General features: G+C 43.2%; 19 protein-coding genes. 8 read left to right on the plus strand and 11 right to left on the minus strand.

Annotation, left to right across the window (positions count from 1 at the left end; all coding sequences use genetic code 11):
- Nucleotides 1-36 precede the first annotated feature (36 nt).
- From clpB to ACT3TU_RS00210, 8 genes are all read right to left on the minus strand, one after another.
- Complete coding sequence (clpB, locus tag ACT3TU_RS00175) at nt 37-2,634, minus strand: ATP-dependent chaperone ClpB (RefSeq protein WP_444783873.1); 2,598 nt, start codon at nt 2,632-2,634, stop codon at nt 37-39.
- Nucleotides 2,635-3,152: 518 nt separating this feature from the next.
- A complete protein-coding gene (locus tag ACT3TU_RS00180) occupies nt 3,153-3,722 on the minus strand; it encodes a L,D-transpeptidase family protein (RefSeq protein ID WP_444783874.1) in 570 nt (189 codons plus the stop codon).
- A 132-nt stretch (nt 3,723-3,854) separates the two neighbouring features.
- Nucleotides 3,855-4,634, minus strand: coding sequence for an SDR family NAD(P)-dependent oxidoreductase (locus ACT3TU_RS00185; protein ID WP_444783875.1), 780 nt, complete (start codon nt 4,632-4,634; stop codon nt 3,855-3,857).
- 63 nt (nt 4,635-4,697) lie between these two features.
- Nucleotides 4,698-6,392, minus strand: coding sequence for an AMP-binding protein (locus ACT3TU_RS00190; RefSeq protein WP_192524850.1), 1,695 nt, complete (start codon nt 6,390-6,392; stop codon nt 4,698-4,700).
- Between the two features lie 176 nt (nt 6,393-6,568).
- A complete protein-coding gene (locus tag ACT3TU_RS00195) occupies nt 6,569-7,702 on the minus strand; it encodes a DNA topoisomerase IB (protein ID WP_444783876.1) in 1,134 nt (377 codons plus the stop codon).
- A gap of 333 nt (nt 7,703-8,035) precedes the next feature.
- Nucleotides 8,036-8,320 carry a pyrimidine/purine nucleoside phosphorylase gene (gene ppnP / locus ACT3TU_RS00200; RefSeq protein ID WP_192524978.1) on the minus strand — a complete coding sequence of 95 codons (285 nt, stop codon included), beginning with the start codon at nt 8,318-8,320 and terminating at the stop codon, nt 8,036-8,038.
- A 202-nt stretch (nt 8,321-8,522) separates the two neighbouring features.
- Nucleotides 8,523-9,618, minus strand: a protein-coding gene (gene prfB, locus ACT3TU_RS00205) for a peptide chain release factor 2 (protein ID WP_444783877.1) whose coding sequence is annotated in 2 segments (ribosomal slippage) — nt 8,523-9,545 and nt 9,547-9,618 — 1,095 coding nt in all. Because the reading frame shifts where the segments join, the coding sequence is not laid out codon by codon here.
- A 107-nt stretch (nt 9,619-9,725) separates the two neighbouring features.
- Entirely contained in the window at nt 9,726-10,427 is a 702-nt protein-coding gene (locus tag ACT3TU_RS00210) for an HAD family hydrolase (protein ID WP_444783878.1), read from the minus strand.
- A gap of 172 nt (nt 10,428-10,599) precedes the next feature.
- Between ACT3TU_RS00210 and ACT3TU_RS00215 the strand changes: the two genes are divergently transcribed.
- Entirely contained in the window at nt 10,600-11,046 is a 447-nt protein-coding gene (locus tag ACT3TU_RS00215) for a hypothetical protein (protein WP_192523246.1), read from the plus strand.
- 120 nt (nt 11,047-11,166) lie between these two features.
- On the opposite strand, the gene ACT3TU_RS00220 is transcribed toward ACT3TU_RS00215, so the two are convergent.
- Nucleotides 11,167-11,703, minus strand: a complete 537-nt coding sequence (locus tag ACT3TU_RS00220) for a gamma carbonic anhydrase family protein (protein WP_192523245.1) — start codon at nt 11,701-11,703, stop codon at nt 11,167-11,169.
- 288 nt (nt 11,704-11,991) lie between these two features.
- On the opposite strand from ACT3TU_RS00220, the gene ACT3TU_RS00225 reads away from it, so the two are divergent.
- The 7 genes from ACT3TU_RS00225 to ACT3TU_RS00255 all read left to right on the plus strand — a co-directional run bounded on the left by ACT3TU_RS00225 (nt 11,992) and on the right by ACT3TU_RS00255 (nt 22,418).
- Nucleotides 11,992-12,543, plus strand: a complete 552-nt coding sequence (locus ACT3TU_RS00225; RefSeq protein WP_192523244.1) for a phosphatase PAP2 family protein — start codon at nt 11,992-11,994, stop codon at nt 12,541-12,543.
- Between the two features lie 420 nt (nt 12,544-12,963).
- Nucleotides 12,964-14,196 carry a glutamine-hydrolyzing carbamoyl-phosphate synthase small subunit gene (carA, locus tag ACT3TU_RS00230; RefSeq protein ID WP_444783879.1) on the plus strand — a complete coding sequence of 411 codons (1,233 nt, stop codon included), beginning with the start codon at nt 12,964-12,966 and terminating at the stop codon, nt 14,194-14,196.
- Nucleotides 14,197-14,406: 210 nt separating this feature from the next.
- The gene (gene carB / locus ACT3TU_RS00235; protein WP_444783880.1) at nt 14,407-17,661 is read left to right on the plus strand and encodes a carbamoyl-phosphate synthase large subunit; all 3,255 of its coding nucleotides are present in this window, start codon (nt 14,407-14,409) and stop codon (nt 17,659-17,661) included.
- A 359-nt stretch (nt 17,662-18,020) separates the two neighbouring features.
- Entirely contained in the window at nt 18,021-18,497 is a 477-nt protein-coding gene (gene greA / locus ACT3TU_RS00240; RefSeq protein WP_192523241.1) for a transcription elongation factor GreA, read from the plus strand.
- 513 nt (nt 18,498-19,010) lie between these two features.
- Nucleotides 19,011-19,898, plus strand: a complete 888-nt coding sequence (locus ACT3TU_RS00245; protein WP_192523240.1) for a hypothetical protein — start codon at nt 19,011-19,013, stop codon at nt 19,896-19,898.
- Between the two features lie 151 nt (nt 19,899-20,049).
- Entirely contained in the window at nt 20,050-20,664 is a 615-nt protein-coding gene (locus ACT3TU_RS00250) for a hypothetical protein (protein ID WP_444783881.1), read from the plus strand.
- Nucleotides 20,665-21,023: 359 nt separating this feature from the next.
- A complete protein-coding gene (locus ACT3TU_RS00255) occupies nt 21,024-22,418 on the plus strand; it encodes a glycosyltransferase (protein ID WP_444783882.1) in 1,395 nt (464 codons plus the stop codon).
- 120 nt (nt 22,419-22,538) lie between these two features.
- On the opposite strand, the gene ACT3TU_RS00260 is transcribed toward ACT3TU_RS00255, so the two are convergent.
- Both ACT3TU_RS00260 and ACT3TU_RS00265 read right to left on the minus strand, forming a co-directional pair.
- Nucleotides 22,539-24,017, minus strand: a complete 1,479-nt coding sequence (locus ACT3TU_RS00260; protein WP_444783883.1) for an NAD-dependent succinate-semialdehyde dehydrogenase — start codon at nt 24,015-24,017, stop codon at nt 22,539-22,541.
- Between the two features lie 183 nt (nt 24,018-24,200).
- Nucleotides 24,201-25,385, minus strand: coding sequence for an acyl-CoA dehydrogenase (locus ACT3TU_RS00265; protein ID WP_444783884.1), 1,185 nt, complete (start codon nt 25,383-25,385; stop codon nt 24,201-24,203).
- Between the last annotated feature and the right edge of the window lie 71 nt (nt 25,386-25,456).

Genomic DNA, 25,456 nt, shown 5'->3' on the forward strand with positions numbered 1-25,456 from the left:
CAATGTAACGTTTAAAATAATAGCTAAAGTTTACTATTAGCTCATTCTAAGCTTATCAAAGGTTAGTTTATCATCAGCGCCAACATCGACTTTGATGATATCGCCAGCGACAAAGTCACCTGCTAGTAGCTTTAATGACAATGGGTTTTCAATCTCTTGCTGGATAGCACGTTTTAGCGGACGCGCACCATATACTGGATCATAACCGACCGCTACCAGTTTGTTCATCGCCTCAGATGACAGCTCGATATCCATCTCACGCTCTTGGATACGCTGACGTAAACGATCCAATTGAATATCGGCAATACCTGCCATTTGCGACATACCAAGCGGATGGAATACCACAATCTCATCAATACGGTTAACGAACTCTGGACGGAAATGCTGTCCAACTGAATCCATCACCTCAGCCTTGATATCCTCGTAACTTTCGCCGACCATCTCTTGAATCTTATGCGAACCTAAATTACTGGTCATGATAATAACGGTGTTTTTAAAGTCTACTACGCGACCTTGCGAATCCGTCAAACGACCATCGTCTAATACTTGCAATAAGATATTGAACACATCAGGATGCGCTTTCTCAACTTCATCAAACAGTAGCACGCTATAAGGCTTACGACGTACTGCTTCGGTCAAAGTACCGCCTTCTTCATAACCGACATAGCCTGGAGGCGCGCCCACCAAACGGCTGACGCTGTGCTTCTCCATATATTCACTCATGTCGATACGCACAATGGCGTCTTCACTATCAAACAAGAAGTTTGCCAGTGATTTGGTCAGCTCTGTTTTACCCACACCCGTAGGTCCTAAGAACAAGAACGAACCTGAAGGGCGGTTGGGGTCAGACAAGCCAGCGCGACTACGGCGTACAGCATTTGCCACGGCTTCGACCGCTTCGTCTTGACCGATGACGCGCTCATGGAGTTTTTCTTCCATTGCTAGCATTTTGTCACGCTCGCCTTGCATCATTTTACTGACCGGAATACCGGTCGCTGCGGCAACAACTTCGGCAATTTCATTATCGGTTACTTTATTACGTAGCAGCTTTATACCGCTATCTTCACCGCTCTGCTCTTTTTGCTCTGCCAGATCAGATTCATGAATACGGCGCTCAAGCTGCGGAAGAGTCTCATATTGCAGCTTACTCATGGTCTCATAGTCGCCTTCGCGGCTGGCTTTGTCATAAGCAATACGCGCTTTATCCAACTCGTCTTTTAGCTGCTGACTACCTTTAACCAAGGCTTTTTCGGCTTGCCAAATCTCATTAAGATCCGCGTATTCTTTCTCTAATTCCTCGATTTGGCTATCAAGCACCTTACGCTCTGCTTGCGCGCCAGCATCTTCTTCGTTTTTGAGTACTTCGCGCTGCATTTTTAGCTGAATCAAACGGCTATCAAGCTTACCCAACGACTCAGGCTTACTGTCCATTTCCATACGCAAGCGACTGGCTGCTTCATCAATTAAGTCAATCGCTTTATCAGGCAATTTGCGATCGGTAATATAACGATGACTCATCCGCGCCGCCGCAATAATTGCGCTGTCCTGGATATCGACACCGTGATGCAGCTCATAACGCTCTTTGAGACCACGTAATATCGCAATGGTATCTTCGACCGTCGGTTCATCGACCAATACTTTTTGGAAACGACGCTCAAGCGCAGCATCTTTTTCGATAAATTGGCGATACTCATCCAATGTCGTCGCACCAACGCAGTGCAGCTCACCGCGAGCAAGCGCAGGTTTGAGCATATTACCGGCATCCATCGCCCCTTCTGACTTACCAGCGCCCACCATAGTGTGCAGCTCATCGATAAATAAGATGACGTTACCTTCTTGCTTGGCCAAATCGCTCAGTACGCTTTTGAGCCGCTCTTCAAACTCACCGCGGAATTTTGCCCCTGCAATAAGCGCACCCAAGTCTAACGACAGCACTTCTTTACGGCGTAGACCTTCTGGCACATCACCGTTGATAATTTTTTGCGCCAAGCCTTCGACGATAGCGGTTTTACCCACACCTGGCTCACCGATGAGCACCGGATTATTTTTGGTACGACGCGACAACACTTGAATGGTACGGCGAATCTCTTCATCACGACCAATCACCGGATCAAGCTTGCCAAGTTCCGCCTGTTCAGTCAGGTTAATGGTATATTTATTCAACGCATCACGCTGATCTTCCGCATTTTGATTGTTCACGGTGTCATCACCACGCAACTGCTCAATCACCGCTTTTAATTTGGTCGCGGTCACGCCAGCACTTTCAAATATCTTTTTGGTTTCACCTTGCTCAGCAAGTGCTAATATCACCCATTCGGTGGCGATAAAATCATCGCCTTCTTTTTGTGCTTGACGATCTGCCAAGTTCAAAATTTTAACCGAGTTTGGATTTAGATTGACATCACCTGTCGGCTCGCTAATCGTCGCTTGATTGTCTAATGCTTTTGCCACGCCATTTTTCAACGCTGGAATAGACGCGCCCGCTTGCTGACAAATAGACAGATTGGATTCATCTTGCAGTAATACCGCAAGCAAATGCACCGGATCGATACCAGTATGGTCACGACCTAGCGCCAGACTTTGTGCTTCTTGAATCGCTGATTGCAACTTTTGGGTAAATTTTTCGAACCTCATATTTGTGTCCTCTTATAATTTGCTTATATAACTAAGCCTATATAATTAAGTAATAGCTGCGGTTTTTTATAAGTATTTAACGTTACCGCAAGCTTTTGGTTGTTATCTATATAGGGTTTATTGAGTAATATTTCAATATCAATTTAACTGTGGTCAATAATAGCTAGTGTCTGATTGAAGTAAGCCAATATGAGCAAAAGCCCATGAGAAATAACACTTTTACATTAAACCTTACTATTAACAATGATATCGACTATAAAGTCTTAATAGGCACATTAGGCAAGTATTTCAAGAGAATAAATGAAAGAAATATGAGGGTTTAAGAAAGAGGAACGGGGGTTAAAAAACAAGATAAGTATAGACAGGGTATAGCCAGTCCTAAATAAAAGTATTATAACGCACTACTGGGATAGATTTTTTTCTTGCTTGCTGTGCCTGCGCCGATAGAGGCTACGAATAATTAATCCCAATAGCGCTGTACTATTTTAAAATGAATCTAGGGGCTGTATAAAGACCATTTACTCAACAATCTCAATAGGGGTACCAACCTTGACGGCTGCCATGATTTCATCCATCTCATCATTGGTAACCGCCATACAGCCTGCCGTCCAATCGCGTTGTTGGTTAAGCATTGCTAATGCACCAAAACCATTTTTTTGTCCATGAATCATAATCGCACCACCTGGGCTCACACCGCGTGATTTCGCCTTAGCCTTATCTACAGCATTGGGATAACTAACGTGCATAGAACGATAATATTGAGATTTTTCGTTTTTATAATCGAGTGTATACGACCCTATCGGTGTACGCTGATCGCCTTCTTGTTGCTTATGTCCAATCGGACTACCACCGAGTGCAATATGGTAAGACTTAATCACTTTGTCACCGCTCATTAACTGTAGACGACGCTCGGATTTATCGACAAAGACTTTATCGATAATGTCTTCATTGGAAATAGGCTGCGGATATTTCGCGGCATCCTTAGCAGCAGCGATAGCACTCGTGCCGATAATAGTAGCAAAACTAAGCCCTATTACGATAAACAACCAACTTGAATACTTACTAGAATTTTGACGAAAAAACGACATAGACTTTAATCCTTATAATCAACGCGTAATAGCAATGAGTCATAATATATCAAAGCACTATGCCATGTTTGGTGGCTCAACTCTGTGCAAAAGTTATGGATAAGATAAAAATGAGTTCTGACAGTTGCTAAACTAAACCATACGAATGGCCCCATCAAGACGAATAACTTCACCATTTAAATAGGCGTTATCAATGATATGCATGACCAGTTTGGCAAATTCATTGGGATTGCCCAAACGTTTAGGATAAGGAACGCCTGCCTCTAACTGTTCGCGCGCTTTTTCTGGAATACTTTCCATCATCGGAGTAGCAAAAACCCCCGGTGCAATCGTCATTACCCGAACACCATGGCGCGCCAGCTCACGAGCCAGTGGTAAAGTCAGACCGACCACGCCCGCTTTCGATGAAGCATAACTGGCTTGCCCTACTTGCCCATCAAAAGCAGCAATAGAGGCCGTGTTGATAATAATTCCGTTATCAGCATTGGCTTCATCTGATGGTTGAGCAGCCACACGCTTAGCGATACTGGCTGCGACCAGACGCGCGACATTGAAAGAGCCAACGAGGTTGATATTGACCCCACGGCTAAAAGCATCAAGATCGGCTGGATTGTTTTCACGGTCTAATAGCTTTTGTACCACCGCAATACCAGCACAGTTAATCGACCCTTGCAGACCACCAAACTCTTTTTCAGCCATAACGACAGCTACTTGCACATCATCGCCACTGGTGATATCACAACGTGCAAAACGGACATTGTCACCAAGCTCATCGACCAATGCTTGCCCTGCTGACTCGTTAAGGTCAGCGATAACGGCTTTGCCACCTTTAGCGACAATAGCGCGAACCACTGCCTCACCCAAACCTGACGCTCCGCCAGTAACCAAAAAGCTGTATTGTTCAATTTGCATAACTATTCCTTGGTATTATTATTTAACTGTCTAATTTGTTATCTGATTAATAATTTGATGTATTTAAGAAGCGGATAAACTTCTCAGTAAAAAGCGCTGAATCTTACCACTTGGCGTCTTTGGCAACTCAGACACAAACTCAACTTCACGCGGATAAGCATGGGCCGATAGACGTTTACGTACCAAGTCCTTAATCTCCTTCGCAATCTCTTCAGTTCCTTCGATACCGCTCTTCAACACCACATAAGATTTGATGGTATGACCACGCACTTCATCAGGTATACCGACGGCGGCTGACTCTGCAACGGCATCGTGTTCGAGCACCGTGTTTTCAACATCGGTTGGACCCACGCGATAACCAGCAGTAGTAATGATGTCGTCATCACGCCCTGAGAACCAGTAACTGCCATCACTATGACGTTCGACCACATCGCCGGTTAAATAGTAATCATCAACGAACGCTTGTTTTTCATTCCAGCTATAACCTCGGAAATAAAACGCCGGCGATTGACTGACCACCACTGCCAACTGCCCTTGCTCACCATCTGGCAATACATTCATATCATCATCTAATACCACCAGCGTATGCCCTGGTAGTGGCATACCCATCGATCCAACTGGGCATTTATGTGCCAGCGCATGATGCTCACAGCAAGTCATACCGGTTTCTGTCTGCCCATACTGATCGCAGACTTGGCAGCCCAAATTATTTTCGACCCAGCTTACCACTTCGGTATTCAGTGTCTCTCCTGCCGAGTTAGCGCAGCGTAAAGACAATGCATGGTCATCATTTGCGGACGATGCATCAAAAACGCCACTCGACTTCATCATACGAAATGCCGTTGGTGAAGAGGCTAAGTTGGTAATCTTGTGACGTACCATAAAGTCACGAGTATTCTGAGCATCAAAACTCGCTTCATTAAAATAAGTGGTGACGCCCAATAATAAAGGACCTGTGATCGCATAATACAAACCATACGCCCAGCCTGGATCGGCCATATTCCAGTAATGATCATCCTCGCGTAAGTCAATGGCATAGCGCATATATAAATAAAAGGCTGATAAAGCGGCTAATGGTACGCTGACACCTTTTGCCTTACCTACTGTGCCTGAGGTAAACATCTGTAAAAATGGCGCATCAGTATTCAAAGTAACCGCTTCTATGGTTTGCGGCTGCCCTGCTATCATTTCAGCATAGCTATCATCCCCCCAGCTTTGCGCATCTACTTTATTGCCTACCAATACCATTTTGGTTTGCTCAGCTAGATCTTTAAACTTGTCACGATTCTCTTGATTGGTAAAGACCACCTTGGTATTGGCTTTGTCCATGCGGTACTTAATAGAGTCATAGCCAAAAGCCGTAAATAACGGTTGATATACCGCGCCAATCCGCCAAATTGCTAATACAATGGTTAATAATTCGGGAGTACGCGGCAACATAGTCGCTACTTGGTCGCCTACTTTTACGCCATAAGATTGTAGTAAGTTGGCTACTTGCGCACTGGCTTTATCCAGCTCAGCAAAGCTCATCCGCGTCACATTGCCATTAGTATCTTCATGCACTAACGCAAGCTTATCCGCGCGGCCGTCACGCACATGGCGACCGCAGCATGCCATATAGGCATTTAAACGATCGTCTAAATGCTCACCAAAGATTTCTGTCAATAACGCATTGATATCAAAATTATTATAATAATCGCTATAGCTCGTTAGCGTGCTTGCAGTATGCGTAGTCGTATTTGAAACTGAGGTGTTCATAAGCTAATCCTTTAGCAATGTTAAGTAAGTGATAGAAAACATGCCATATAGACAAAACGGACATATCCTATAGACCATTTCCTATCCTAATATTTAAGATAGTCTATTAGTAACGTACTTTTCTACTTATTTCAATACATAACGTATCATTATTTAATGACTAACGGATATAAACTTTACTGCAAGGCATTCAAAAACCCAAGTAACGCCTTCTCCTCACAGCTTTGGTGTTTTTTGGTGCGACCACGCCGCGCTTGTTTATAAGTGTCAAAAAACTTTCCTGCCAAAAACCACTCAATAATCATAGGATTGATATAAGAAGCACGGCAGACAGCAGGCGTATTGCCAAGCTCCTCTGCGACTTCTTTGACCATATCAATGACCAACTGCTGGCGCTCAGGGCTGTTAGACTCACTGGTTAATATCGCATTGCCAACTGACGTTTGCAACTCGTCATAAAGATAACTGGCAGCCAACACACTGGCCATCCATGTGCGAAAATCCTTTGCACTGTATAAATTTCCGCTATACACTTCACTTTCGCAATCAGTAGCGCAAGTATGCTGACGTATGTAATCATTGATATCGGCGCTATCAATCACTTGCTTATCGCCATTGTCATCCAAGTATTTGAAAATCTGATAACCAGGTAGTTCAGAACAGGCTTGTACTATCTCAATCAAACGCTCATCTTGCAGCTCTATATGATGTGCTTTGGCACTTTTACCGACAAAATCAAACGCCAAGCCCGTATTTGTCTCACTCACATGTTTACTGCGTAACGTACTCAAACCGTAGCTTTTATTGAGTTTTGCATAGCGGCTATTTCCAATACGAATTAACGTCGTCTCTAATAATTTAACCACTGCTGCTAGCACATTATCATGGGATAACTCTTCTGCTTCTAAGTCTTTTTCAACTTGCGCTCGTAGATTAGGCAGCGCCTCGGCAAAACCTATCATCGCATCGAACTTAGCCTGATCACGCACGCGATTCCATTCTGGATGATACAGATACTGCTTACGGGCTTTGTCATCACGACCTGTCGATTGTAGATGTCCTTTTTCATCTTGGCATATCCAAACCTCTGACCACATGGGCGGTATTACTAACGCATCAAAACGCTGACGCAGTGCCTTGTCTTTGACCGTTTTACCAGTCGCATCTCGATACGTAAAACCGCGCCCCCAACGTCTGCGCGTAAACCCAAGCTCATCATCGCTAACGTAGCGCAAATTCGCCAAGCGCGCTAAATGCTCATAATCATGGCGCACATCTGGCGTATTTATCTGTTCATTTAACGTCGCCATAAAAACACTCATTTAATAAAATAGTTGTTTTAGCATAGTTAACTACAGCAGTATTTGCTATGTGTTTGCCACGGCCAAAATGTAATCGATGTGTAAAATACAAAAAAAACGCCAAGCATAAACTTGGCGTTTTTTTAACGATTACACTAGGGCGTGTCCTCATTTTAAAAATGGTTATAAAAATGAGATAAATTGCAGTCAAACGAGGAAAATAGCGCAAATAATATCGGGATATTAATCAGCTATTTGACGATATTTGGCAAAATTTAGCCATTTTTAGCCCATTTAGATACAATCGCTTGAATTGAGTACACGCCCTAGCGTGAGAAGTAGCTATTTACCATATACACATAGATAAGCGCTTTCGACATCAATTTTAACGTTGAACTTCTGATTGGCTTCAACGGTAAATTGCTCGCCAGCATTAAAAGTCTGCCACTCATCGCTTTCTGGCAGCTTTACTGTTAATGCACCGCTGACTACACTCATGGTTTCAAACTCACTGGTGTCAAATTCATATTCACCAATCTCCATAACACCAACGGTCGCAGGCCTAGTAGCCGTTTGAAAGGCAATAGAAGTGACTTTATTATCAAAATAATGATTAACGCTTGGCATAATTTTCCTTAAACTATATTTATTTCAGAGAATAAACTAAATTTAGCTTTATATAAGTACAGCACACCCTTTTTAGGCTTGATTTAATAAAGCTAAGCGAACGACTTTGAGAGCTTGCGAACAACGGAGTTGAGTGTTCTTTATTACATCATGCATGACATAATTTATGTATGTCACTTGCTTTCAATATTAATAGTGTCAACTACAATCCAGCCTTTAAACTGGCTTCGATAAATTGATCCAAATCACCATCCAGTACAGCACCCGTATTAAAGGTTTCAACGCCCGTGCGTAAGTCTTTGATACGTGAATCATCCAGTACATAAGAGCGAATTTGACTGCCCCAGCCGACGTCAGATTTATTGTCTTCGACCGCTTGCTGTGATTCCATGCGTTTTTGCATCTCAAGCTCATATAACTTGGCACGCAGCATTTTCATTGCCGTGGCTTTGTTACCGTGTTGGCTACGCTCGTTTTGGCAGGTCACCACCACACCCGTTGGCTCATGAGTGATACGAACCGCAGAATCCGTGGTATTGACGTGCTGACCGCCTGCACCTGATGAGCGGTAAGTGTCCGTGCGTAAGTCAGCCGGATTGATATCAATCTCGACATTATCATCGACTTCAGGTGAGACAAATACGGCAGCAAATGACGTATGGCGACCGTTATTACTATCAAATGGGGATTTACGTACGAGGCGATGGACGCCGATTTCGGTACGCAACCAACCAAAAGCATAATCGCCTTTAATCTCAATCGTCGCTGATTTAATGCCAGCGACACCGCCAGATGACACTTCAATCACATCAACTTTAAAACCGTGCGCTTCTGCCCAGCGTGTATACATGCGCAGCAGCATTTCTGCCCAGTCTTGCGCTTCTGTGCCGCCACTGCCCGATTGAATATCTAAGTAGCAGTTGTTCGGATCCATCTCACCGCTAAACATGCGGCGGAATTCTAAATCAGCCACGCGTTTCTCAGCATTGTCGAGCTCGGCTTGCACATCAGCAAGCAGTGATTCGTCTTCTGCTTCTTCGGCTAACTCTAGCATCGCAGACGCATCTTCTAAGGTGGTCTCAAGCGACACTACGACGTCGATAACACCGTCAAGCTGGCTTTTTTCTTTATTAATTTTGGTCGCGCGCTCTGGATCGTTCCATAGCTCAGGATTTTCTAGCTCTAGGTTGACTTCTTCCAAGCGTTCTTGCTTACCATCGAAGTCAAAGATACCTCCGCAAGTCCTGCCCACGCTCTGATAAATCTTTGATTTGTTCTTGATACGGATTAATTTCCATAAAGGTTCCTGTGTTTTTAAGATAAATAGCCAACGAATCTGGTGCTATTTTAAATGAGATTGAGGTTAAATGGTTGATTATTTCTTATTGCTCATCATTAAAACAGCCTAAATTGACCAATCTTCAACTGCCCAGCGATGGGCTAACGCATGCGCCTGTAGCGCCTCATCGGGTGACACGCAGATAGCCACATCTGCCCATTCGAGCAGCGGAATATCATTCTTGGAATCTGAATAGGCATAAGTCTTATCAAAGGTAATACCAGCCAATTGCTGTTTATTGAGCCACTTATCTAAATGGTAAATCTTCCCTTCTTTAAAATTTGGCTTATCAGTTAACTTGCCCGTATAGCGCTCATTTTGTATCTCAAGTGGGGTCGATAACACATTGGCATCTGCTACACCAAAGCGCTTGGCAATCGCCGAAACCACAAAGTCATTGGTTGCCGAAATAATCACCACATTATGACCTTTTTCGATATGCTGACACAGCACTTCCATCGCTTTTGGGCGAATATGTGGCTCAATTTCACTTTTAATATAGTCTTCTCGCAGCGCATGGAGCTTGTCCATTGGTAAGCTACTCAAGAACTGCGCCACAAATTCATTATATTCCGTCGCATCAAGCGTGCCTTCGATATAATCTTGATAAAACTTCTGATTGGCCGTGCGATACTCAGCTTCATCGACGAGGTTGTGCTTGACGATATACTCGCCCCATAGATAGTCGCTATCGACATCGAGTAAAGTATGGTCTAAATCAAATAACGCCAGTTCTTTTTGCGAGTTCTGTGCTTGTGTCGCTTGCATAGTGGAGCCTTATTATTGTGGTGTAAAATTATAATCTTTGATGTTGATAGTTTCTGAATAGACTTTAATATAAATACTTTTCGAGAACACTACTGTTCACCGAACAAAACTATGGTAAATTATTTGCTTTAGCATGCCTTTAATCTACTTAATAATAAAAATAGAGAATTTCATGAAAGCGTCTAATGATAAAACCGCTTCGCTTAATAGACCACGACGCCCTGCTCGCTCAATCAGAGAAATCAGACGACGTCAATTAGGTAAGAGCTATCAGTCGCCTTTAGACCGCATACTGTATGCGCTCTTAAATGCACTACTGTACGGTTTTGGCGGCCTACTTATCGACCTTGCCATCGTGGTCATTCGCTCAATAGCCGGTATGGGCAATGGCGATATATTTTGGCTATTTACCCCATTTATGTTAGTGCTTGGCGCGTTAATAGGTTTCATCGTTGGTAAAAGCGCTGGTGCTGAGAGCGTCAATGCTTTAAACATCGACAAAACAGGCAACAACACTTATCTTAGTGACCACTCTATACGCCATGATATATTTCGCGGACTTATCATCGGTATTATTATCTTTGCAATTATTTGGCTGATTATGATGCTTATGGTATAAAACTCGGTGCATTTATCACCATGACGTACAACTATAAAGCGCTATAAAAGACATAAAGAGGATAGGCTATTATCATACTATCCTATTGTTTTGATAAAACCCTTCTTACTGCGCTAACAATTAATCAGGCATCGCTATCTCTGTTAAGCCTGTTTTAAACTGCTGACAACGCTCCGCATAATGCATGGCTGATAGCTTTAACATCGCTGCTTGCTCGTCGGTTAATGTCTTAACCACTTTTGCAGGGGCACCCATCACCAGCGAATTATCTGGAATCTCTTTGCCTTCTGTAACCAAGGCTTTGGCACCAATGATACAGTTTTTACCGATTTTGGCGTTATTTAAAACCACAGCACCAATTCCAATCAAGCTATTATCACCGACTTCACAGCCATGCAGCATCGCTAAATGACCAATCGTCACATAGTTGCCGATTTTAACCTCAATCCCTGCGTCGGTATGAATCACGCTGTTTTCTTGGACGTTACTATAATCACCGATATGGATACGCTCGTTATCGCCACGCAGCACCGCGCCAAACCAAATACTGGCTTGATGACCCAAATATACATCACCCATGACTTGCGCGGAATCTGCCACCCAACCATTAAAAGGTACTGCAAATTCAGGCACCTTATCTAAATATTGATAAATCATAATCTATCCTTAGTCGTTATTTTTTATAAAAATATGTTGTAAAGCCCGATAATCGTAAAGCTTAGGCCGTGTTGAACATTCAAAAATAAAAGCTCTGTTCTGTATAGTCGATACTCGATAAAAACAGATACATTAGGTGATAACGTACGACTGCTATAAATTTTTCTAGCTTGCTGTGCTTACGCCGACAGAGGCTATGAAAAATTCATTCCAGCCCTACTGTGTCGTTTTTACATGGAACTGACTATAGTATAATGCCGCCAATAAACCCTATTTAGGCTCGCCGCCATGATCAGCAAAAAACATTCAGCGATTATATTGTTATCCAGTAGCATCATTGTCGCTACCCCTGCTCATGCAGCCAATAGCTCTGGTATTGAACAAGCAGGAGACATTCTATCCTTTGCCATACCTGCCGTTGCTTACGGTAGCACTTATTATATGGATGATAAAGAGGGTCGACAGCAATTTTACTACTCATTTGCTACCAATGTTGCCGCTACTTATGCCTTAAAGACGATGATTGATAAAGAACGACCTGATGGCAGCGATGATAAATCTTTTCCCTCTGGTCATACCTCAAGGGCTTTTCAAGGTGCTAGCTTTATTCATAAACGCTATGGTTTAGAATATAGCATTCCTGCTTATATCAGCGCAGGCTTTGTTGCCTATAGCCGTGTCGAAGCCGATGAACATGATACGGTTGATGTATTGGCTGGTGCAGCCCTAGGGGTTGCCAGTAGCATGTATTTAACAAAAAGCTATTATGATGATCAACTGCATATCGCCACTAACCTATCTCCAGATTACTACGGCTTATCGGTTCATTATAATTTTTAAAGCTGTTACTGATTTTTATTCGTTCTATAGTTTTTATTCGTTTAGAAATGCTATTAATAACTGAGGCAATTTTTTAATAAATAACAGGTATTATGAATAAATAAGCAAGCTTTAGGTTGTATATGCATTTTATTAGCCTATCTCTAGTTAAGATGCTAGCCCTTAACGCAAAACTCTAGTATAATGCGCAAAATCTGTGCCAAAGCGAGCGGACATGATGCAAGTTACCTATTCACTATCTAGTGGGTTTTGTAGTTTCCATCAATAATGTCTTCTCGCTTTTTTGTGGAAAAATTTTGGCTCTGGCTCTTTTTTTATTGTTATTTAGCAGCAGTTAAATAGAGATAAAAGGCTATTTTAGCGCAAAATTTTCATCATTAAAATCATGGCACTCACTAATAACAGCGGAGGCAACAACCCTTGAATTCATCGACAGAAATACAAGCAATTTTGGCACTAGCAGACGGTACGATTTTTCATGGTTTGAGTATCGGCAGTCTCGGTCATCGTGTCGGTGAGGTGGTTTTTAATACAGCCATGACAGGGTATCAAGAGATTCTCACCGACCCAAGTTACGCACGTCAGCTCGTCACCCTCACCTATCCGCACATAGGTAATACCGGTACCAACACTGAAGACACAGAGTCTGGCAACGGTCATAAAGTATGGGCTGACGGCCTTATCATCCGTGATGCGACGATGGTCACCTCAAACTTCCGCAACTCAGAATCACTGAGCGATTACCTACAAAATCATAACACGGTCGCTATCGCTGATATCGATACACGTCAGCTGACTCGCTTGCTACGTGATAAAGGGGCGCAAAACGGTTGTATCATGACTGCTTCTAATGGTGAAACGATTAGCAGCGACGATGAGCAACAAGCGATTAAACTGGCGCAAGAATTCGCTGGCATAGAAGGCATGGACTTAGCAAAAGAATGCTGTACGCCAACGACGTTTGAGTGGACAGCCGGTAGCTGGGATTTATCAGATACGCTGCTTAACCGTGATATACCTGGCAGCCATGATAGCGGTACGGGCGGCTTCTTTAAACAGCTTGGCAGCCATGTTGAAGCAAAATACAATGTAGTCGCTTATGACTTTGGCAGCAAAACCAACATTCTACGTATGCTTGTGGACCGCGGCTGTCATGTAACAGTGGTACCAGCGCAAACGCCTATTGCTGACGTTATCAAAATGAATCCAGACGGTATCTTCTTATCAAATGGTCCTGGCGACCCTGCTGCTTGTGACTATGCTATCGATGCGGTACGTCATATCATTGAAGAAACCAATATTCCAACCTTTGGTATCTGCTTAGGTCATCAATTAATTGGTCTTGCCAGCGGCGCAAAAACCATCAAAATGAAAACCGGTCATCATGGTGCCAACCATCCAGTACAGGATTTAGCTGCTGGTACGGTTATGATTACCAGTCAAAATCATGGTTTTGCGGTTGATGAAGACACCTTGCCAGACAACGTTAAGTCGACCCATCGCTCGTTGTTTGACGGTACTAACCAAGGTATCGAGCTGACCAACAAGCCAGTCTTTAGCTTCCAAGGTCATCCAGAAGCCAGTCCGGGACCGCATGATGCCGCACCACTGTTTGATAAATTTGCAGAGTTGATGGCAGCGGCTAAAGTATAAATTGTTAAGTAGCTTTTAAGTATAAGTCATTAGTAATAAATAGATATTCGTTATACAGCTTAGATCACAAACGATGGTTTAAGCTGACCCACGCAAAACAACATTGTTTGATTAAGATATAGCCTTATTAAAATATAGCACTGTTCAAACACATTTTTATCCGAATTATCAATCAATTAAAACATCATACTAACGAAGGTAGCCCTAACTATGCCAAAACGTACCGACATAAAAAGCATTCTTATCATTGGCGCAGGCCCTATCGTCATCGGTCAAGCGTGTGAATTTGATTATTCAGGTGCCCAAGCCTGTAAAGCGCTAAAAGAAGAAGGTTACCGCGTCATCTTGGTCAACTCAAACCCAGCGACCATCATGACCGACCCTGTCATGGCTGATGCGACATACATCGAGCCGATTACTTGGCAGACGGTTGAGCAAATCATTGCCAAAGAACGTCCTGACGCGATCTTGCCCACGATGGGCGGACAGACGGCGCTAAACTGTGCGCTCGAATTGGATAAGCACGGCGTATTAACCAAATACAATTGTGAGCTGATTGGCGCGACCAAAGATTCAATCGAGATGGCAGAAGACCGCAACTTATTTGATAAAGCCATGAAGCGTATCGGCCTTGAGTGTCCACGCGCTGAAACCGCTGAAACCATGGAAGAAGCGTTTATTACCCAAGAAAAAATGGGCTATCCGTGTATCATTCGTCCGTCATTCACCATGGGCGGCTCCGGTGGCGGTATCGCGTATAACCGTGATGAATTTATCGAGATTTGTGAGCGAGGCTTTGATTTATCACCAAACCATCAACTCCTTATCGATGAATCATTAATCGGTTGGAAAGAGTATGAGATGGAAGTAGTTCGTGATAAAAACGACAACTGCATCATCATTTGTGCCATCGAAAACTTTGACCCAATGGGCGTGCATACCGGCGACTCAATCACGGTTGCCCCAGCACAAACTTTGACCGATAAAGAATACCAAATCATGCGTAATGCTTCATTAGCTGTACTGCGTGAAATTGGTGTCGAAACGGGCGGCTCAAACGTCCAGTTTGGTATCAACCCTGAGACCGGTCGCATGGTCGTTATCGAAATGAATCCACGCGTCTCACGTTCATCAGCATTGGCGTCAAAAGCCACTGGCTTCCCGATTGCCAAAATCGCTGCCAAACTGGCCATTGGGTATACGTTAGATGAATTGCAAAATGATATCACTGGTGGCAAAACGCCAGCCAGCTTCGAGCCTGCGCTTGATTATGTCGTCACTAAAATACCTCGTTTTAACTTTGAAAAATTTCCACAAGCCGATAGTGTATTATCAACACAAATGAAGTCGGTTGGTGAAGTGATGGCGATTGGTCGTAACTTCCAAGAATCCATGCAAAAAGCACTGCGTGGTATGGAAACCGGCAATGATGGTTTTGATGAGCAAATTGACTTATCAAAAGTAAGTATTGAAAAGGCCCGTAGCGAGATTACCAATCGCTTGACCATCCCAACGCCTGAACGCATTTATTATATTGCTGATGCTTTCCGTATTGGTATGAGCGTCGATGAGGTGTTTAACTTAACCAAAATCGACCCATGGTTCTTGGTGCAAATCGAAGATATCGTTAACACTGAAGCAACGGTTAAAGCACTAGGCTTTGGCGGTTTGAACGAGAAAAAATTACGTAGCTTTAAGCGTAAAGGCTTATCTGACCTACGTTTGGCGAAGTTGCTTGGTGTGTCACAAAAGCAGCTACGTAAAAAACGCTGGGACTTAAACGTTTATCCCGTTTATAAGCGCGTCGACACTTGTGCCGCAGAATTTGCCACCAGTACCGCTTATATGTACTCAACGTATGATAGCGAATGTGAAGCCAACCCAACGGATAACAAAAAAATCATGGTTATCGGTGGTGGTCCTAACCGTATCGGTCAAGGTATCGAGTTTGACTATTGCTGTGTCCACGCGGCACTTGCGATGCGCGAAGACGGTTATGAGACCATCATGGTCAACTGTAACCCTGAAACCGTTTCAACCGATTATGACACCTCTGACCGTCTATATTTTGAGCCAATTACGCTTGAAGACGTATTAGAAATTGTGCGTATCGAAAATCCTGATGGGGTGATTGTGCAGTTTGGTGGTCAAACACCATTGAAACTGGCGCGCGCTTTAGAATCTGCTGGGGTCAAAATAATCGGTACTAGCCCTGATGCGATTGACCGCGCAGAAGATCGCGAACGCTTCCAACATATGATTCAACAATTAAACCTTATTCAACCAACCAATGCCTTGGCCACGAGCTTAGAAGACGGCTTGATAAAAGCAAAAGACGTGGGTTATCCATTGGTCGTACGCCCCTCTTACGTACTCGGTGGTCGCGCGATGGAAATCGTCTACAACGAAGACGAGTTAAGACATTATCTGCGCACCGCCGTACAAGCATCAAACGAAGCGCCAGTATTGTTAGACCGCTTTTTAGATGACGCGATCGAAGTCGATGTGGACTGTGTTAGCGACGGTACAGACGTCGTGATTGGCGGTATCATGCAGCATATCGAACAAGCAGGCGTACACTCTGGTGACTCAGCATGCTCATTGCCACCCTACTCGTTGTCTGATGAATTGTGTGACGTCATGCGCGCGCAAACGATTGCCATGGCAAAAGAGCTTGGTGTTGTCGGTCTAATGAACGTGCAATTTGCTGTAAAAGGTGAAACCGTTTATATCCTTGAAGTCAACCCACGCGCTGCGCGTACCGTACCGTTTGTGTCTAAATGCATCGGTACATCACTAGCGCAAATCGCCGCGCGTTGTATGGCGGGCACCTCGCTAAAAGACCAAGGCTTTACCACTGAAATCGTACCTGCATTCTATGCGGTCAAAGAAGCGGTATTCCCATTTGCCAAATTCCCAGGTGTTGACCCAATCTTAAGCCCTGAGATGAAATCAACCGGTGAAGTCATGGGCGTTGGTAAAACTTTTGGCGAAGCTTTTTACAAGGCCGTCATCGGTAGTAATGAGCGTCTGCCAGGTTTGCCAACCGAAGGCGAAAACAAAACCATCTTTATCTCAGTACGTGATAGCGATAAAGAGCAAGTGGCGCCTATCGCCCGTCAGCTTATCGACTTTGGCTTTAATATCGTTGCTACTACTGGTACCCAAAAAGTATTGGCAGAAAATGGTATCGAATGTAAGCAAATCAATAAAGTTACCGAAGGTCGCCCACACATCGTTGATGCCTTAAAAAATGGCAAAATCGACATGATTATCAACACCACCGAAGGCAAGCAGGCACAAGAGGATTCTTTCTCTATTCGCCGTAGCGCGCTACAAGGCAAGGTATTCTATGTCACCACCCTAGGCGCGGCGGATGCGGTTTGTAAATCTTACGCGATTGACTTGCCATTTGACGTTTATAAGCTGCAAGATTTGCATGAACAAGCGAAGACTATCGTTTAACTCTATTGACTTGGCTGCATAATTTCAGTAGATTAAGCCTAATCGCTAGGCTAAATTAAAAGCCAATGCGAAACTTGTTATTGATTTTGATATGATAATAATGCTTTAAAAAAACGACACTTTTAAAGAAATAGACCTAAAAAGCATAGTGGCTGAACTGCGACTATGCTTTTTATTACGTAAGGTTAAGTGCACCTCAGCTTAAGCGTCGTACGCTCAAGCATGACTCTACCTTTGCCTATTACGCAGTCTAAACCTTACTCTTTTTATACTTCATACTCATTGCTACAACGCTGACACCATCTCACTATTCGCTAAGAGTAGGAGGTGGTGTGGTGTTATTGGTTTAAGGAAAAAATATGCAACGTTACCCCATGACTCCACAAGGACATGCTGCTTTAGAAACTGAACTCAAACAGTTAAAAAGTGTCGACCGTCCTCGTATCACAGCCGCTATCGCTGAAGCTCGCGAACACGGCGACTTAAAAGAAAATGCTGAATACCATGCTGCCCGTGAACAGCAAGGGTTTTGTGAAGCACGTATCCGCGATATCGAAGCCAAATTAGGCGGTGCTCAAGTCATCGATACTGCGACTTTGCCAAAAGACGGTCGTATCATATTCGGCGTGAGCGTCGTTATCGAAAATATGGACACCGAAGAAGAGAAACAATATAAAATCGTTGGCGACGATGAAGCTGACTTTAAAGCGGGTAAAATCTCTGTCAACTCACCGATTGCCCGTGGTTTAATTGGCAAATTCGAAGGCGATGAAGTACGTATCGAAACCCCAAAAGGCGTGGTCGAATACGAAATTATGAAAGTCATATACGATTAATTTAATTGGATTTTTTAGCTTTTATAGTCAGTAAAATAGTAATTCTTTTAAGAAGTAAATAAAGTAAAGCACACAAAAAATCATTGTTTATAGGACGGCAGTTACACAATGCAGCTGTTCTATTTAATCCGTTTTAGCGCATAATTGTTGAGTTGAAATGGCTAAATAATTAGGCGCATGGCGCATGCTTAGCTATTCATTAAAATAATGACGGATAAATCGGTAATTTTATAGTTTGATAGCATGCTTTGATAAACAGCTTGTATCGTTTGGCTGTTTATTACTGTTATCACTATCCCCTCGACCCTCGTTATTTGGCCTGCTCTGTAGTGTCATTTAACGGGGGTTTTGTTTATCTAATACCAAACCCAAAAAGTAAGATTGGCTGTGTCAGACTCGTTTAGTCTACAAGGCGTAGTACTTGAACTCGTTTTCCTTGCCATTCTAATTTTTGTGAATGGTATAAGTATACTTATACCTGCTTTACTGACGGTACCTTTAAAGGACTTTATTATGACCACTACTATGAATCGCTCAACTGGTTTGCAAAAAACAGCCACATTCACGGCAGTATCGGCGATTTTGGCCGGTACAGTACTGGCTCTGTCATCAGCAAATGCCGCTACTGAAGTAGCCATTAATCCGTCTGCTGGCGATAGTACCACCGTGGTTGAACAGTACTCTGACGGCAAAAACACCACTATTAATGCGACGTCTAACGGTATTACCATGCAAGACGGTATGCCTTTTTCGATCACTCAAGTCAGCAATGTGCCGCGTTATGTCGTTCGTCAAGGTACTAACGACAATACAGTCATCTCTCAAGGTAGCACCACTGTCACGAGCGTACCTGTAACAAATAAGGCGACCAATCAAACCAACAGAGTCGATGTGATAGCCGTGCCGACGGCGAGTACAGTAACGCAAGTATTGCCTGTCACGCCTGCTAGCCAATTGCCCGTTATTAATGCTAATGTATCGACGACAACTACTATAGACACCATACAACTCACACCCACCTTTAATATGCCTGATATCGTCAACGCTCAAACCAAAGTGATGAAAATCCTTAAAAACAGCGATGGACGTGAGGTAGCAGTTCCTGCCAACCATATCGCGCCTGGTGATATTATTGAATATCATACGACTTATACCAATACCACCGCGCAGCCTGTGACTGATATTAATGCCATGGTTTCGTTGCCAAATGGCGTGAGATTAGTATCGTTGAATAGCCCGCTACCAACGCTTGCAACCACTGGCGGCGATACATACCAAACCATTCAGCAAGTAGGTAATACAGTGGTTGTCAAAGAGAACTACTCTGGCCTTAAGTGGAACTTGGTTGACCTGAGTCCAAATGCTGCACAGACTGTGGTCATACGCGCCAAAGTGCAATAAATACAGCATAAAATCTTAAAAATCAATAAAAGGTCTTGCGCGCTATTTTTCTAGTGAGCAAGGCCTTTTTTATACGTGCACTTTATTCCTTAACAGCCAACCTTTTGCTATAGTGCTTTTAATCCAAAACAAATATCTGGTTGTTGTTTGCATGTATAAACCTTCTTTTCTTTATTCATTGATTTTTATCATTTACGGCTGTCTCTTAAGTTCTACATCTTGGGCTGAAGCCACCGAACCAAAATTTGACGATAGCTTTTATATGTCGAAAATTTGTACTGCATATATGAGTAAAGACGGTCATGAATATTGTGATGATGGTTATATCCTTAAAAGCGAAACGTTAAATGATGGCACCATAATAGAAACTGTAATTATGGATGACATGGGTGGTTACGGCTGGAACCATACTTCGCTCAAAAGAGTCGATAAAGATACTTATCATGTCTATATCGGCTGTGGTAGTTCATGCGGAGCTAATATACTATTTGGTCGTGGGGATAAAAAACAAAATTTTGATCTATACTTTGATTTTGATCTAAAAAGTCGGTGTAGTGTTGAATATGACAATGATCAAAAACTCTGGATTGCCCGTCATTTTTTCTCGGATAAAGAGATGGCTTTACCTTCAACTCATAGCAATAGTGAATCTGCGATTTATCCCAAGTACAATGTTGAGTTTGATAAAAAAGGACATCTAATTGTCAAAAAACACTTCTCAGAAGAAGTGGTTCAAACCTTGCCTAACCCCTGCTCCTTTAATTAAAAACCTCATAAATAGCACGACAACAGTTGTCGCATAAAATCAATATTTCTCTAATAATTACAGTGACTTGCAAGCCATTTTTCTAAAATAATAGCTTATAAATGAATTGGTAATCTGCGCTTATGGCAACCATCAATTACGAACGACTACAAGGGAAACTCAACATCCCGCTAATATTCATAGTGAGCATGAGCGAGCAGCGCTATCAGCATTTTTGGTAAGGCTACTTTATGATCGTTAACATCAAAGAGGGCAGAAACCAATAACCTAATCCTATCTTTTTATCTTGATGGTTGAGTTTTGACCGCTTTTAACTGACAATAGCAACTTGATATTATTAACTGGTCATCAATGCCACTATGAAAGTTATGCGCTTACTGTCGTCTTTAAAGCATGATGAATCCGAGCGCGGCATTTTTCATCTTGGCCGCGCATTGGTCAAAAATGATCATACTTCAATTATTGTCTCTAGTGCTGATGAAGACAATGAATTGGTCATACGCCTGAAGCGTGATGGCAATAACTACCACCAGTTATATATGAATAAAAAATCCTGGTTGTCTTTATTGCAAGTCGCGGCATTGCGCCGTCTGATTGAAAAATACAATCCTGACATCATTCATGTGCACTCGCGCACGCCTGCATGGATACTACACTTGGCACTACGCCGCGCACGTGTCAAACGTATGCCAAAACTGATCTCGACCATGTATGGCTTTTACCCCATCAATAAATACTCGCAAGCCCTGCTCGATGTCGATACGATTATCACAGTCTCTGATAGTGTGACCAACTATCTAAAAAAAGGACTGCGCCGCGAAGAGCTTGAGCCTAAAGTGATTAAGCGCATCTACCGTGGCATCGATACCCGCCGCTATCCTTATCGGCACAATCCTTCTGTTTATTGGCTGCGGCATACCTTTGCTGAATACCCTGAGCTTGAGCATAAAAAGTGGCTGGTATTTCCAACCATTATTGGCAATGAATACGGTCAAGAATGGTTGATTGATATTTTGGGTAACTTGCAAGAGCAATTCCCTAATATCCATGTCATTATTATGGACGAGGATTATAGAGATGGTGATGTGGCGCATGAAGACTTCCGTCAACGCACCAATACACTAGGCTTGGCTGAGCGTATTACTTATGTGGGCAGCAAACGCAACGACATGCGTGAGTGGTTATCAGCGGCCAATATCGTGATGGCGCTTGCCAACGAACCTGAATCTATCGGCATCAATGCCCTGCAAGCCATTCACTTGGGAACGCCAGTAATTGGTTGGGACCAAGCGGCGTTTAGTGAAATTTTACAGCCGCTCTACCCGCAAGGATTGGTAAAAAAATACAATGCCAAAGCGCTATGTAAATCAGTGAGAAATCAGCTAGAAAGCGTGACACGCCCTGAGATAACCACTCAATTTACCATGCGTGAGATGATTGAAGAAACGCTTGCTGTGTACCAAGGTTTGTATGATTTGTCATTAGCAGAAGAACAAACAGCCGCAGATGTTCTAGCGGAAAAAAGAATCAAAAAGAGCCTTAAACCAACCATCCAACCTTTTGATAAGCCTTCTGATCGTCTGGTTCATAAAGAACCTATTAAACCGATTGTTCTTAGTAAAAAAAAGACGGTTGACAAAGATAAGCCTACGCCAGCGACTAAAACTTTAGAACCCAAACCTATTGAGGCTAAAAAATCACTGCTGAAACATGCCGACTCGTTAGTAACAAAAGATAAAAATCTTGAAGAATAGCTTTCAATATTACTTTTCACTGACTGTAAAAAAAGCCTAACGTTTGACGCTAGGCTTTTTTATTAACTTAGTTTTATATGCCATTTTAAAATAAACGGTTATTTTTTAGGCTAAAACAGCTTAACTAATCTCAGAACACCAGTATTTAGTTACAACATATTCTTCAATACCATATTTTGAGCCTTCACGACCAAAGCCTGATTGTTTTACCCCGCCAAAAGGCGCTACTTCTGTAGAGATTAAACCTGTGTTATGGCCGACGATGCCGTACTCAAGACCTTCAGTCACGCGCCATGAGCGGGCATAATCGCTACTATAGAAGTAAGCGGCAAGACCATAGATGGTATCATTGGCTTTACGAATCACTTCTTCTTCGTCTGAGAAGATAAATATCGTTGCGATAGGGCCAAATATTTCTTCGCTGGCAATCTCCATGTCGGTACTCAAATCCGTAATGACCGTCGGGTTAAAACTCAGTGCCGAGGCAGGATTTGTATCGCCACCAGTGACAATTTTTGCGCCTTTATCAAGTGCATCGTTTAATAGTGCTTGAACCTTTTCTAGGCCATCTTTATTGATAAGCGGTCCAATATCGACACCTTCTTCCATACCATTACCGACTTTAAGCGCTTCTACTTTTTTAACAAAGATCTCTAAAAACTTATCTTTAATGCTATCTTGGACATAGACTCGGTTGGCACAGACACAGGTTTGACCCGCATTACGGTACTTAGAAGCGATTAAGCCTTCAGCCGCCTTTTCCAAATCAGCGTCATCAAAGACAATAAATGGTGCGTTACCACCAAGCTCTAATGACAGTTTTTTGACAGTTGGTGCACATTGCGCCATTAATGTACGCCCCACTTCCGTCGAGCCAGTAAAGGAGAGTTTTTGGATACGGACGTCACTGGTTAAAATATCACCGATGACTGATGATTTCCCAGTCACCACCTGAATAACACCTGCTGGAATGCCGGCTTGCTCTGCTAATACACCCAATGCCAAGGCAGAAAATGGTGTTTCGGAGGCAGGCTTGATAATCATGGTACAGCCTGATGCGAGTGCAGGCGCAGCTTTACGTGTAATCATCGCTGCTGGAAAGTTCCAAGGAGTAATCGCCGCACAAACACCAATTGGCTGCTTTAAAATAACATGGCGCAGTTGCGATTTATTAGCAGGAATGGTGTCGCCATAAACGCGTTTGCCTTCCTCGCTAAACCAACGAATAAAGCTATTGGCATAGCCAATTTCGCCGCGTGACTCAGTCAAAGGCTTTCCTTGTTCAGCAGTCATAATAATCGCTAAATCTTCTTTATTGGCATCGATGAGGTCTGCCCACTTTTGTAGCAGCTCGCTACGCTCTTGTGCTGTTTTTGCCGCCCAAGCTATTTGAGCATCATGAGAATACGCAACCGCTTCATTGACATCCTCTTTGCTCAAGCTTGGCACAGTGCCAATAACCTCCCCAGTAAAGGGATTGCTGACCTCGATAGTTTTACTGTCATTATTACTGGCACTGGAATCGTGCCAGCCATCCTTAATAAAACACTGCTGTTTGAGCAAACTTGGGTTCGATAATTTTAATGTATTTTTAGACATAAAACGCTCCTTGGCGTTGATCTTATTTATAGTTATTGGTGAAATATTGGTAAAGCAATTATCAATCACAACCATTATTATAGGAAGCATCAGACGCCATTCGCAACCCTCACTAACACTTCTCTCACCATTTTAAAATGAGGACACGCCCTAGTGACACTCCAGATAAACTCGACCTAAAAACTATGAAAACGCTTGAATGCCAGTCTGTGCACGGCCTAAGATAAGCGCATGAATATCATGTGTACCTTCATAAGTGTTCACCGCTTCTAAATTCATCACATGGCGAATGACGTGATATTCGTCAGAGATACCATTACCACCATGCATATCACGGGCCACGCGAGCAATATCAAGCGCCTTACCACAGTTATTACGCTTAATCAGCGAAATCATTTCAGGCGTGGCTTGGTTATCATCCATTAAACGACCGACACGTAACGCAGCTTGAAGACCTAGCGCAATTTCTGTTTGCATATCGGCAAGCTTTAACTGTACCAATTGTGTTGCCGCGAGTGGACGGTCAAACTGAATACGCTCAAGGGTATATTGACGAGCTGCTTTCCAGCAGAATTCAGCCGCACCCATCGAACCCCAAGCGATACCATAACGGGCTTTATTTAGACAGCCAAACGGGCCTTTTAGACCGCGTATATCTGGGAAAGCATTGGTTTCAGGTACGAACACTTTATCCATCACAATCTCACCAGTAACGGATGCACGTAGCGAGAACTTACCTTCAATCTTTGGCGCTGACAGCCCTTTCATGCCTTTGTCTAAGATAAAACCTCGTATCTTACCTTCGTCGTCTTTTGCCCAAATGATAAACACATCAGCGATAGGGCTGTTGGTGATCCACATTTTATTACCCGTCAACTCATAGCCGCCTTCGACTGCGCGCGCACGCGTCAACATCGATGAGGGATCTGAACCTGAGTCTGGCTCGGTCAAACCAAAACAGCCGACATATTCGCCAGTCGCAAGTTTAGGGAGATATTTTTCTTTCTGTTCTTCAGTGCCATACGCCCAAATCGGATGCATGACCAAACTTGATTGCACACTCATCGCTGAGCGGTAGCCTGAATCTACTGCTTCTATTTCCTTAGCAACCAAACCATAAGCAACGCTGGATAGACCCGCACAGCCATAGCCATTAATCGTCATGCCAAGTAAGCCCATATCACCCATCTGGCGCATGATATTGCGATCAAAATGCTCATGACGGTTGGCACTGATAATGCTCGGCATCAACTCTTTTTGAAAAAACTGACGCGCGCTATCCGCTACCATACGCTCTTCTTCGGTGAGCTGGTCACGTAGTAAAAAAGGATCTTCCCAATCAAAACGTGCGCTGGTAGAATTTGCCATATGTTTCTCCTTGATTTGTTAGACTACTCTCTATACTAGAAGTTTCTGCTATTATTTCGATACAGAAACTT

The organism is Psychrobacter sp. AOP3-A1-26 (assembly GCF_052378235.1).
Classification (GTDB): Bacteria; Pseudomonadota; Gammaproteobacteria; order Pseudomonadales; family Moraxellaceae; genus Psychrobacter.

Excerpts from the sequence above, each read along its gene's own strand:
- clpB (WP_444783873.1), bottom strand. The coding sequence starts at position 2,634 with ATGAGGTTCGAAAAATTTACCCAAAAGTTGCAATCAGCGATTCAAGAA.
- ACT3TU_RS00180 (WP_444783874.1), bottom strand. The coding sequence starts at position 3,722 with ATGTCGTTTTTTCGTCAAAATTCTAGTAAGTATTCAAGTTGGTTGTTT.
- ACT3TU_RS00185 (WP_444783875.1), bottom strand. The coding sequence starts at position 4,634 with ATGCAAATTGAACAATACAGCTTTTTGGTTACTGGCGGAGCGTCAGGT.
- ACT3TU_RS00190 (WP_192524850.1), bottom strand. The coding sequence starts at position 6,392 with ATGAACACCTCAGTTTCAAATACGACTACGCATACTGCAAGCACGCTA.
- ACT3TU_RS00195 (WP_444783876.1), bottom strand. The coding sequence starts at position 7,702 with ATGGCGACGTTAAATGAACAGATAAATACGCCAGATGTGCGCCATGAT.
- ppnP (WP_192524978.1), bottom strand. The coding sequence starts at position 8,320 with ATGCCAAGCGTTAATCATTATTTTGATAATAAAGTCACTTCTATTGCC.
- ACT3TU_RS00210 (WP_444783878.1), bottom strand. The coding sequence starts at position 10,427 with ATGCAAGCGACACAAGCACAGAACTCGCAAAAAGAACTGGCGTTATTT.
- ACT3TU_RS00215 (WP_192523246.1), top strand. The coding sequence starts at position 10,600 with ATGAAAGCGTCTAATGATAAAACCGCTTCGCTTAATAGACCACGACGC.
- ACT3TU_RS00220 (WP_192523245.1), bottom strand. The coding sequence starts at position 11,703 with ATGATTTATCAATATTTAGATAAGGTGCCTGAATTTGCAGTACCTTTT.
- ACT3TU_RS00225 (WP_192523244.1), top strand. The coding sequence starts at position 11,992 with ATGATCAGCAAAAAACATTCAGCGATTATATTGTTATCCAGTAGCATC.
- carB (WP_444783880.1), top strand. The coding sequence starts at position 14,407 with ATGCCAAAACGTACCGACATAAAAAGCATTCTTATCATTGGCGCAGGC.
- greA (WP_192523241.1), top strand. The coding sequence starts at position 18,021 with ATGCAACGTTACCCCATGACTCCACAAGGACATGCTGCTTTAGAAACT.
- ACT3TU_RS00245 (WP_192523240.1), top strand. The coding sequence starts at position 19,011 with ATGACCACTACTATGAATCGCTCAACTGGTTTGCAAAAAACAGCCACA.
- ACT3TU_RS00250 (WP_444783881.1), top strand. The coding sequence starts at position 20,050 with ATGTATAAACCTTCTTTTCTTTATTCATTGATTTTTATCATTTACGGC.
- ACT3TU_RS00255 (WP_444783882.1), top strand. The coding sequence starts at position 21,024 with ATGAAAGTTATGCGCTTACTGTCGTCTTTAAAGCATGATGAATCCGAG.
- ACT3TU_RS00260 (WP_444783883.1), bottom strand. The coding sequence starts at position 24,017 with ATGTCTAAAAATACATTAAAATTATCGAACCCAAGTTTGCTCAAACAG.
- ACT3TU_RS00265 (WP_444783884.1), bottom strand. The coding sequence starts at position 25,385 with ATGGCAAATTCTACCAGCGCACGTTTTGATTGGGAAGATCCTTTTTTA.